Below are 10,716 nucleotides of genomic sequence, written 5' to 3' on the forward strand. Positions count from 1 at the left end.
CCTGCACCAGCTCATCGGCGACCGCCACGACGCGCATCCTCGCCGCCATCGCGTCAAGCAGGAGCGTCCGCTGCTCGCCGAGAGACTGCACCACCGCCAGCACGTCGGCCTGCACCAGCAGATCCCGCCGGGCCTCAAGGTTCGGGATCGCCGTCATCGCCCCGCCGATGCCCAGCTCCGCCGCCCAGCGGAAAACCGGCACCTTCTCCGCCGCCGCCCGATCGCCTTTACATTCCCTTTACCCCCAAATTCTGCGACAAAACGCCCTCCGGGTTTTAGGGATTTATGTATGGAGGCGATCGCGCTATCTGCTTGTTTCACCCAATGTAATACAGCGTTGGAAAACACAGCATCCAATGGCTTATCTACTTGAAAGTTCCTAGCATCAGCAACATCAAAGCGGATATGGGGATAGTTTTGTCTGGCCTTTTCTATCATCGCGGGTGCATGATCAACTCCCATTACTTCAGCACCAGCTTGGGCAATTTTTTCTGTGAGTTGTCCAGTACCACAACCGAGATCCAAAATGGATTCTCCTGGTTGAGGGTTGAGTAATTGTAATAAGTCTTCGCCATACTGCCATACGAAAGCGTGTTTATCTTCATAAAGGGAAGTGTCCCAATTATTGCTTGTCGAAATATTATTCATAAATAACTATGGTGGTTTTTAATTCAATGTAATAAAACCTTCTTCTTGTGGTGGTTAGATTCCTGAGTTCTTTAAGAAGCCGGGAATCTAACAAAGGATATAGCAGTTCTCGTTTGGATGCAACACACTGAAGCTAGCCCTTTCTGCAATACTGCCAACACCTGTTGCATATTTCCCGCAACTAATGCTGATACATCAAGCCACAATCCCGGAAACACTTGACTTTGAATTATCCCTGACGCATTTGGTATCAGTGCTACGTATTCACCATTTTGCAAACTGAACCAACTAACAGTCCGCTCAAAAACCTGCCAAACAATATATTCCTGAATTCCATTGCGGCGATAGGCACGTTTTTTATCATACAAATCTTTGCTAGCACTACTGGCGGCAACTTCTGCGACTAATTCTGGCGCACCTTCTACGTATCCATCAGTACTCAGATGAGATGATCCGCCACACGCTGCATCAATTAACAAAATGGCATCAGGTTGGGGTTCATTATCTAAATCTAGCCGCACAGTTGGATTATCGCCCAATCTGACACCAGGTGTGGCTACTTTATAATTTCCCAGCCAAATCATTAAATTACCATGCGGTTCGGCGTGTGGTTCAAAACGCAAAGGTGATGCCACGTAAACGACTCCTTCAATCAATTCAGCTTTCTTGAGGTTGGGCATGGCATTGTAGCGACGCTCAAACTCTGGACGGGTGAGGCGATCGCCACTCTCAAGAGGCGGAATGTAGGAGGGAGAATCGGTTGGAGTCGGCTGTTGTGGAGAGGCGTTGACCACGATCACAGGCAGTAGAGGTGGTTAAATTGATTGTATCGTAGTGCATTAAACGAAACAGAGGTAGCAGTAAGCTGTTACGCATTTAATTTGTACATTTACCTGATGACTGATGATTGATGACTGTTAACCGTCAACAGTTAATATCATGTCCGATAAATTACTTGTGATAAGTCAAAAGCGAGTGGAACGAAGTGAAACGAAGCAATCACAACGTCTGGAGCGATTGCTTCACTCCGTACCCTTCGGGAACGCTAAGAGCGAACGCAATTGACTTGTGTTTAACCAGACGTGATATAACGACCCAATAGAGTGTTTATATACTTTAGACGCGCATCAGCTTACTACGTTTCTACATTGTTTTTTGGTGCTACGTCTCTGTAAACATCGCTCAAATTTAAACATTAGTTGTCAAAGTTTGAACGTTTGCAGCTCATGTTCTTCCATATATAAGAAACGCTTAAGCATTTGCTGCAAATGTATAATTAGTTGTTGCAAATGCTTAATACTTTGCAACAAACACTCTTCCATGTATAAGAAAGGCTTAAGCATTTGCAGCAAATGTATAATTAGTTGTTGCAAATGCTTAATACTTTGCAACAAACACTCTTCCATGTATAAGAAACGTTTAAGCATTTGCTGCAATCATTGTAATGAACTTATAAATCTATTTATCAAGAAAGACTCCAGCACTGAGGGCAGAAGGCACTTATAGATTTATTCATACTTCTTTCCTCCAGCAACAACTGCCCGACGATCGCGGACTCGCTAACGCTGCGCTATCTGCCTCCTGCCTTCTTTGTAAGTTATATCAAACTCTTTTTAGGAGATATTACAGCTATTTTCAGGTAAATAGACCACGCGGTAGGGGTTTAGCATTGTTCATTAGTGTCAACTTAACGTAAAAGCCATGTCCCGCAAGGAACTGAAGTTCCTTGGCTAATAGCTTAAGTCATCTTTTGATGACTAAATAATCCGAAAAATTTTTAGTCTACTTTAGTAGACTTTAGCTAGGAGCCGCTGAAATTCATTTCTGGGCGGGCGTGTCAGCCAACAGATAAGCGATTTTTAGCTTAAGTTGACACCAATGAGCATTGCGCTTTACCCCTACGATAGATGTGGTTCAAATACATGAAAACTGCTGTAAGTCGCATATTGCGTACATCTATGTTTTCTTTAGATAAGTGCAAAAAGGACATAAACTTTTTGATGGTAAAGCGAAGCACAAGAGGTAGTTATGGCTAAATTTCTGTTTGTAACCGACTTAGATGACACGCTTGTATATCGCACAGTGGGAGATGACAGTGCTTTAGCAGAACTAAATCAACTGCTAAGTCAACATCGCCAAGAATACGGTACAAAAATTGTCTATTCTACTGGGCGATCGCCTGTACTTTATCAAGAACTCCAAGCTCAAAAAAATCTTTTGCAACCCGATGCCCTCGTCCTGGCTGTGGGTACAGAAATTTACCTCAATGGTACTGATACTCCAGACTCACATTGGTCAGAAATCCTCTCTCCAGGATGGGAACGGGAAACTGTATTATCTATTACCCAGAAATACCGTAAGTTAGTTCGGCAACCAGATTCAGAACAGCGTCCCTTCAAAGTGAGCTTTTTCCTAGAACAAGAAGCATCTGCGAATGTTCTACCACAACTTGAAGCAGAGTTGCAGAAAAATAAATTAAATGTAAAGTTAATTTACAGTAGCGGTATTGACCTTGACATTGTACCCCATAGCAGCGATAAAGGTCAGGCAATGCAGTTTTTGCGCCAAAAGTGGAAATTTGCAGCAGAACAAACAGTTGTCTGTGGTGATTCAGGTAATGATATTGCTTTATTTTCTGTAGGCAACGAACGGGGAATCATTGTAGGGAATGCCCGAAAAGAGTTACTCCAGTGGCACAATGAGCATCCTGCTGAACACCGCTACCTGGCTTCATGTTTTTGTGCAGGTGGAATTATTGAAGGATTAAAATATTTTGGTTTCTTGTAATGATTAGTTATCTAAAAGGTATAGTCGCTGGTATCCAAACAATTGGCGCTAATCGCGTGATTCTGACTCTAGAAGTCAATGGCTTGGGGTATGATTTGCAAGTTCCTCAACGGTTAGCAAACCAGTTACCAGAGTCGGGAGGAGTAACGCAAATTTTTACCCATTTCCAAATTCGTGAAGAAGTGCCGTTACTTTATGGCTTTGCTTCGCCAGCCGAACGCGATTTATTTCGCCACTTGCTGACTGTTACCGGTATTGGTGCAGCCTTAGCGATCGCCCTCTTAGACACTCTGGAACTACCAGATTTAGTCCAAGCAATTATCGCTGGCAATACACAAATATTAATTCAGGCTCCCGGTGTCGGTAAAAAAATCGCCGAACGCATCTGTTTGGAACTAAAAAGCAAATTAGTCGAGTGGCGCAAATCAGCCGGGTTCTTCGTCGCCACAGGTGGCCCAGCACCGGGAATTCTCGAAGAGGTGCAAATGACCCTCTTCGCCTTGGGATATACTGCCCATGAAGTCAGTCACGCCCTCCATGTGGTAAGTGAAGACATCGGACTACCCAAAGATGCCTACGTTGAAGATTGGATTAAACAAGCGATCGCTCATCTCAGCAGCGAACAAGTTTAATTGTCATTAGTCATTAGTCATTAGTCATTAGTCATTTGTCATTAGTCATTTGTCATTAGTCATTTGTCATTAGTCATTCTCTCCCTCATCCCCCTCATCCCCCTCATCCCCCTCATCCCCCTCATCCCCCCATGCCCACCAACCCTTATGCCTGGCTAGAACAGTCTTTAGCAACAATTCATCGGGCTGACTGGTATCGTTCAGTACAAACAATCCACGGTCGCCCGGGTGCAATGGTGGTTTTAGCTGGGCAAGAGGTAATTAATTTTGCCAGCAATGACTATTTAGGATTGACTGGGGATGAGCGGTTAATGGCAGCCGCAACAACTGCGATCGCAGAATTTGGAACTGGTAGCACTGGTTCTAGATTACTCAGTGGGCATCGAGAATTACACAGAGAATTAGAAAAGGCGATCGCATCTATTAAACAAACAGAAGATGCTTTGGTATTTAGTTCCGGGTATCTAGCTAATTTGGGTGTAATTACCGCCCTTGTTGGCAAGCGTGATTTAATTTTATCTGACCAGTACAATCATTCCAGTCTGAAAAATGGAGCGATTCTCAGTGGTGCAGTATTTGTGGAATACTCGCACTGTGATATCGCAGTATTAAAAACTCAGTTGAGTCAACAGCGACAAAACTACCGACGCTGTTTGATTCTTACTGATAGCGTCTTCAGCATGGATGGCGATTTATGTCCGTTGCCAGCACTGTTAGAACTCGCTGATGAATTTAATTGTATGCTGCTAGTTGATGAAGCTCATGCTACTGGGGTACTAGGAAAAACTGGCGCTGGGTGTGTGGAACATTTTGGATGTACGGGAAACCCGTTAATTCAAGTTGGGACTTTGAGTAAAGCTTTGGGTAGTTTAGGTGGGTATGTAGCAGGAAGTAGCGCCCTAATTGACTTTTTGCAAAACCGCGCACCCACTTGGATTTACACAACTGGGCTTTCACCTGCTGATACAGCTGCGGCTTTAGCAGCAATCAAGATAGTCCAACAAGAACCGCAACGCCGTACCCAATTGTGGCAAAATGTACATTACTTGAAAAATTTGCTGCAACAACAATTACCTAATTTAAAATTATTACCTTCGGAATCACCTATATTATGTTTTCAATTGCCCAGTGCAACAGATGCCCTAAAAGCTGGAAAACAGTTAAAAGATGCTGGCATTTTTGCCCCAGCAATTCGTCCTCCCACAGTACCCACAAGTCGGATCAGAATATCTTTAATGGCAACTCATCAAGCAGCACATATTGAAAAATTGGTAGCAGTCCTGAAGGATGCCAAGATAATTCATAATTAATAATTTAGTACACCGCGTAATTAACCTCTGACAAAAGAAGTTTTCTAAATAAACAAAAATCTATCTTGAGATAAATTCCTAAAATTTGCAAACTAACTTAGGGTGTATAAAGCCTTTGCAATAAGTATTGGTTATTTCAAAAGATTTTCATGCCCTATATTCGTTATTCCCAGTTACTGCGTTATGGCATTGTTGTATTAATTGTCGCACTTGCATTAGTGCTGATGTTGATGCTAGACCCTTGGTTAAGCATGAGTGGAACTCCTTTCTTGCTGTTTTTTAGCGCTGTAATGGTGAGTGCTTGGTATGGTGGTTTGAAGTCAGGGCTGTTAGCAACCGGCTTGTCTGCGTTACTAAGCGGCTACTTCTTTCTCCCCCCAGCTTATGATCTGAGTTTTTACTTATCCAATTTTTTGCGAATTGGGTTGTTTGCATTACAAGGATTGCTATTTAGTATCTTATGTGAGGCATTAAGGACTGCTAAAAGCCGGGCTGATGAAAATCTCCAAAAGTTGAGAGTTAATGAGGAGCGATTTAGATTAGCCTTAAGTAGTTCAGATATCGTGGTCTTTCAGTACGATCGCAATTTACAATATCAGTGGATTCATAATCCTCAAGGTATAGACACTGCTGAGGAAATGCTGGGTAAATCTGATGATGAAAAACTCCACCCACAAGGGGATGGAGTTTTTGGGCATGGGGAATCGGGCATGGGGCATGGGGAAGAAGTTACCAATGCCCAATGCCCAATGCCCAAAGCGGCGGGGCGGCTATCCCTCTCCACCCACAAGGGGATGGAGTTTCCCGCCGCTTTCGATGAAAGGACTTTGGCTTGAAAACAACCAATTGCAATTACGCACAGATATTCCCATTCCTGAACCACCACAGGGAGAAGTCTTGGTGCGCGTCTTGCGTGCAGGTATCTGTAACACTGACTTGGAACTGCTCAGAGGCTACTATCCCTACACTGGTATTTTAGGTCATGAATTTGTCGGTGTTGTCGTACAAGGGCCAGAACACCTAGTTAACCAACGCGTCGTTGGGGAAATCAACGCTGTTTGTGGGCATTGTCGGTTTTGTCGTAGTAAACAACCAACTCACTGCGAAAATCGCACAGTTCTAGGTATTGTCAACCGGAATGGAGCCTTTAGTGAATATCTCTGTTTGCCGATAGAGAACTTACATTTAGTACCTGATAATGTGCCAACAGAAGTAGCAACATTTACTGAACCTATAGCAGCAGCTTTGGAAATTCAGCAGCAAGTGTCATTGCATCCAAATGATCGGGTGCTAGTAGTTGGAGATGGTAAACTAGGGCAGTTAGTAGCCCAGACACTTGCTCTAACTGGCTGTGAACTCTTAGCTGTGGGTCGTCATCGAGACAAACTCGCTAATTTAGAGGCACGGGGGATAAAAACGAGTCTAGCCGACACTGTTACAGACCGATATTTTGATATCTCAGTAGAATGTACTGGCAACCCAGAAGGATTTGCGATCGCCCGTCGCGCCCTACGTCCCCGTGGTACGCTTGTACTGAAAAGTACTTATTCTGGCAAGCTCAACCTAGATGCTTCCTCGTTAGTAGTAGATGAAATCACCCTTATCGGCTCCCGTTGCGGCCCCTTTCCCCTAGCCCTCCAGCTACTAGCCGCAGGACAAGTTGACGTGCAACCTCTCATTCAGGCTTCATACCCTCTCATTGAAGGGCTTGCGGCTTTTGAACACGCTCAGAGTCGCGGTGTTTTAAAGATATTGTTAGAGATTGGTCAATAGTGATTGGGCATTGGGCATTGGGCATTGGGCATAGTTATTCTTCTCTACTCCTCTGCTTCCCCCACTCCCCACTCCCCACTCCCCACTCCCCACTCCCCACTCCCCACTCCCCACTCCCCACTCCCCACTCCCTAACTAATACAGATAAGGATTCGTCTTCGGTTGATAGTCCAAACAATCGATCGCTTCTTCTGTATTGGCAATAGACGGGCGTACAGTACATTTAAGGCGGTAATTGTCGGTAAAAAATTGGCAACCACTACAGGGAATTTGATGCATTTGCTTGGCTGTAGTCACACTATCTCGCGCCGCCATCCAGAGACTCAAAACAGCGAGAATAGTCACAGTCCAAGCAACGACAAAGCAAATGGGGACTAACAAAGGTTGAATTCCATGAATGAGGAAAGATATCAGTTCCAACACAGCATTTCCTGATACAAATTAGGAGCTAGAAGTATATTAACTCCTAACTCCTACTTCCTAACTTCTTACTATGGAAGTATAATTCAAACCCCAGCATGACCCAGCGCTAAACCAGTAACGAGCATTCCTAGAACAAGGAACGGTTGGGCGCTGGCTTGGTACTTAACATCATTCTTCACGGGGTCACGCAAGAAATACATATCCTGTAAGGTGATTTGCGGAATGATTAACAGTATTAGTATTGTTGCATACAAATTCTCATGGATGCTGACGAGATAAGCTGCTATCAATCCTTGAAATACATCAATCGTTACTACACAAATCCATGCCGCAGTAGTGATGCCAAACATTACGGGTAGTGAATTTAATCCTAGCTGGCGATCGCCTTCTACACTCTTAAAATCATTAACAATGGCAATACCCAATCCAGCCAAGCTGTAGAACATTGTCAAAATCACGATTGTGGAATTGAGATCGCCAAACAAAGCGTGTCCTGTAGACCAAGGTAGGGTAATATAACTTGCACCCAAAGCGTAGCTACCTAGCCAACCGTTTTGCTTGAGTTTCAGGGGAGGTGCAGAATAAATGTAGGCGATGAAAGAACCGATAATCGCGATCGCTGTAATTGTCGGGAATTCATGACCAGACCACACATCCAGCGCAAATGCCAAAGCAATGCCAGCAATTAGTAATACCCAAATCTGAATAATTACCTGGGGTAGGGGAATTGCCCCAGAGGGAATCGGGCGATAGGGTTCATTGATGGCATCGATTTCGCGATCGTAGTAGTCATTGAGGATTTGAGTGTAACCTGTCATCAATGGCCCAGCCAGCAGCATACAGGTTGCTACCTTCAACACATTTTCCAGTGTCCAAGTATAGTTACCAGAAGAAGCCGCACCACAGACTACGCCCCAAATTAGGGGAATCCAGGTAATCGGCTTCATTAGCTGCAAACGAATTTTCCAAATTGAAGTTTCCCCAGACGCTGCACCTTTCATCCCCAGCAGTTGCCTAGTTTTTGCACTGCGATCGGCAGATGCGTTTGCTTGCTCATTGGAATTATTTGCCACTGAGTCTAGTGCCTCAGCTGGGTTAGGGTCTGGGGTAATGGGAGTTGATTCTGACATAATTTTTACTAATTAATTGGGCATTGGGCATTGGGAATTGGGCATTGGGCATCGGGAATTGGGAATTGGGCATTGGGCATTAGTTATTTTTTATCTGCTTCCCCTGCTTCCCCTGCTTCCCCTGCTCCCTTATCCCCCATTCCCCACTCCCAATTCCCCACTCCCCATTCTCATTACTTAAAACGAAATTATCAAATAATTATTTTGAAACTTTGCTCCAGCAACGGGTCTGCCACTCAGAGCCGGGGGTAAAGGTATATTCCGTCGCTGGTCTCCGGCTTCTACCGTGACTTCTGGCCCATATTGGGTAAGCTTGACTTGCTTTTTGTCAAAACCTGGCAAGAATAGGCGTACTTGACGATTGTGAGTGTCTATTTCAATTGGTTTGGGAGCCTGTAGAGCTTGTGCTTCAAAGCTAGGTAGAGCGTCTATCAGTGGTTGCCAGTCACCTGTTGGCGAGTCGGGAACAACGCTCACAGGTAGGGGAATAAATTCCTCCGATAGGTTGACATTTGTCTGAGTAGATAGAAGCAAAACACCACCGACAGTTAAACCAATTTGTTGAGCACTACCCCACAAATAACGAGCATTTGCTACCTCAATGGGATCTCCTGTGGTAACTAAGAAAGCAGCAAGACGCTTGGGATCAGCAAGAGCGGCTCTCCCCTTTTCTAAGAAATTATTGACTTGGTTAGTAGGCCCTGCAAAGTTATCTGCTGTCCAGTTGACATTGAAAAAGCTGCTAATGAGCGGCTGAATCAAGGGCGATTCAGTAATCGTTTTCCCCAAATCGGAGTTGACAAACAATTGCCGAAATCGCCGGATATACCAACTGAGAGATTCTGGCAAACCCAACATTCGCAATGTTAAAGAGTCACCCGTGCCATCGTAGACGATCGCATCATATTTGCCACTGGCATCATATTCGCGGATAGCATTGAGTGCGAGGGCGTTGTCCATGCCTGGTAAGACTACCAGTTCTTGACCAAAAACCTCTTTGAATATGGGCGTGCGGAGATATTGCGCCTCAAGTTTCTTCACTTCGTCCCAGTTGCGTTCTAGTAGTACAGATGCTTGAAACTGGACTACTTGCAAATTGGGAGCGATTTCCTGGGGATCGGCAGCAATGGGAGTACCGAGCAGAATTGACAATGTTGGTTCTGCTTGTCCTGCTAGGAGTACGCGCTTGCCTTGACTTGCCAATAATTTGGCGGCGGCGATCGCAATTTTGGTACGAGCGGTGCCGCCTTTGCCCAAAAATGTCAATATTAGAGCCATTATTTGATTCCTATTTTCACCGCCGATCTTTTCAACTCCAACTTAGCACTCAACAAAGAATTTCAGCCTGTGCAATAAATTTCAGATACCAAGAAAAACCCGGTTCTGAGTTCTTTACAACTACACAGGTTTGATTTCATCTTCAAAAAACCAAGTAGAAGTTTTGTCTTCAAACAGCACCACTACACCGATCCCAGCACCATCGGTGACTTTATAGCCTTGGATGATACCCACTTGTCCTAGTTTTTTTACAACAGAAGCAGAGACGCGATCGCGCAAGCGAAACACTTTAACCTTTTGTCCGATTTCCATGCCTGATTACAATTCAGATAAACCAAGTCTCAGTGTAGCGGAATCCGTGACTCTGCTCTCACAAATTCAGTGGAGATGAGGAAGAAAATTCCCAACTTCTAACTTCTAACTCCTGATCTAACAGCTTAAAATTAAATCAACAACCAAACAGGTACAACGATGATGTTTGTCACAGCGCAACAGCTAGAACAGCAGATGCCCGATGCAACTCGGTTGTTAAGTGATGAGTCGGAGATGGAAACTTGGTTGCATTGGAACAAAAACAGCTGCTTTGGCAACGGTTGGCGGAACATTTGCGATCGCTAAGAGTTAATCCAGATAGCTTGAGTTAAGCAAATAAGGTAATAATCATGTATCAAACAGATCCCCCCCGTTCACCACAAGAAACCATGCCTACGATGTATGATTTAATTTTAAGCTGTT

At 44.4% G+C, this 10,716-nt stretch carries 12 protein-coding genes and 1 pseudogene; 6 read left to right on the forward strand and 7 right to left on the reverse strand.

What is annotated here, in order from left to right; genetic code table 11:
- Positions 1-219: 219 nt before the first annotated feature.
- Both LC574_RS09270 and LC574_RS09275 read right to left on the reverse strand, forming a co-directional pair.
- Positions 220-648, reverse strand: a pseudogene (locus LC574_RS09270) (trans-aconitate 2-methyltransferase); the annotation flags it as partial.
- A gap of 71 nt (positions 649-719) precedes the next feature.
- A complete protein-coding gene (locus LC574_RS09275) occupies positions 720-1,442 on the reverse strand; it encodes a Uma2 family endonuclease (protein ID WP_229453133.1) in 723 nt (240 codons plus the stop codon).
- Between the two features lie 1,234 nt (positions 1,443-2,676).
- On the opposite strand from LC574_RS09275, the gene LC574_RS09280 reads away from it, so the two are divergent.
- The 5 genes from LC574_RS09280 (at position 2,677) to LC574_RS09300 (ending at position 7,150) form a co-directional block, all read left to right on the forward strand.
- Positions 2,677-3,435: a sucrose-phosphate phosphatase gene (locus LC574_RS09280; RefSeq protein ID WP_229453135.1), complete on the forward strand. Its 759-nt coding sequence runs from the start codon at positions 2,677-2,679 to the stop codon at positions 3,433-3,435.
- The gene (gene ruvA / locus LC574_RS09285; RefSeq protein ID WP_229453137.1) at positions 3,435-4,067 is read left to right on the forward strand and encodes a Holliday junction branch migration protein RuvA; all 633 of its coding nucleotides are present in this window, start codon (positions 3,435-3,437) and stop codon (positions 4,065-4,067) included. Before LC574_RS09280 ends, ruvA begins: the two co-directional genes overlap by 1 nt.
- 131 nt (positions 4,068-4,198) lie before the next feature.
- Positions 4,199-5,377 (forward strand): 8-amino-7-oxononanoate synthase, encoded by a 1,179-nt coding sequence (gene bioF, locus LC574_RS09290; RefSeq protein ID WP_229453139.1) that lies wholly within the window; start codon positions 4,199-4,201, stop codon positions 5,375-5,377.
- Positions 5,378-5,526: 149 nt separating this feature from the next.
- The gene (locus tag LC574_RS09295) at positions 5,527-6,213 is read left to right on the forward strand and encodes a DUF4118 domain-containing protein (protein WP_229453141.1); all 687 of its coding nucleotides are present in this window, start codon (positions 5,527-5,529) and stop codon (positions 6,211-6,213) included.
- Positions 6,194-7,150 (forward strand): alcohol dehydrogenase catalytic domain-containing protein, encoded by a 957-nt coding sequence (locus tag LC574_RS09300; protein WP_229453152.1) that lies wholly within the window; start codon positions 6,194-6,196, stop codon positions 7,148-7,150. Before LC574_RS09295 ends, LC574_RS09300 begins: the two co-directional genes overlap by 20 nt.
- Here LC574_RS09300 and LC574_RS37900 read toward each other — a convergent pair.
- The 5 genes from LC574_RS37900 to LC574_RS09320 form a co-directional block, all read right to left on the reverse strand.
- Complete coding sequence (locus LC574_RS37900) at positions 7,133-7,264, reverse strand: hypothetical protein (RefSeq protein WP_267871469.1); 132 nt, start codon at positions 7,262-7,264, stop codon at positions 7,133-7,135. The genes LC574_RS09300 and LC574_RS37900 overlap by 18 nt on opposite strands.
- A gap of 21 nt (positions 7,265-7,285) precedes the next feature.
- A complete protein-coding gene (locus LC574_RS09305) occupies positions 7,286-7,573 on the reverse strand; it encodes a hypothetical protein (RefSeq protein ID WP_229453143.1) in 288 nt (95 codons plus the stop codon).
- 83 nt (positions 7,574-7,656) lie between these two features.
- The gene (gene chlG / locus LC574_RS09310) at positions 7,657-8,703 is read right to left on the reverse strand and encodes a chlorophyll synthase ChlG (protein WP_229453145.1); all 1,047 of its coding nucleotides are present in this window, start codon (positions 8,701-8,703) and stop codon (positions 7,657-7,659) included.
- Between the two features lie 177 nt (positions 8,704-8,880).
- Positions 8,881-9,981, reverse strand: a complete 1,101-nt coding sequence (locus LC574_RS09315) for an ArsA family ATPase (RefSeq protein WP_229453146.1) — start codon at positions 9,979-9,981, stop codon at positions 8,881-8,883.
- A 120-nt stretch (positions 9,982-10,101) separates the two neighbouring features.
- Positions 10,102-10,293 carry a DUF2862 domain-containing protein gene (locus LC574_RS09320; protein WP_229453148.1) on the reverse strand — a complete coding sequence of 64 codons (192 nt, stop codon included), beginning with the start codon at positions 10,291-10,293 and terminating at the stop codon, positions 10,102-10,104.
- A 159-nt stretch (positions 10,294-10,452) separates the two neighbouring features.
- Between LC574_RS09320 and LC574_RS09325 the strand changes: the two genes are divergently transcribed.
- Positions 10,453-10,599, forward strand: a complete 147-nt coding sequence (locus LC574_RS09325; protein ID WP_229453150.1) for a hypothetical protein — start codon at positions 10,453-10,455, stop codon at positions 10,597-10,599.
- Positions 10,600-10,716: the final 117 nt, after the last annotated feature.

Origin of the sequence: Nostoc sp. CHAB 5715 (assembly GCF_020829685.1) — a bacterium.
Classification (GTDB): domain Bacteria; phylum Cyanobacteriota; class Cyanobacteriia; order Cyanobacteriales; family Nostocaceae; genus Nostoc.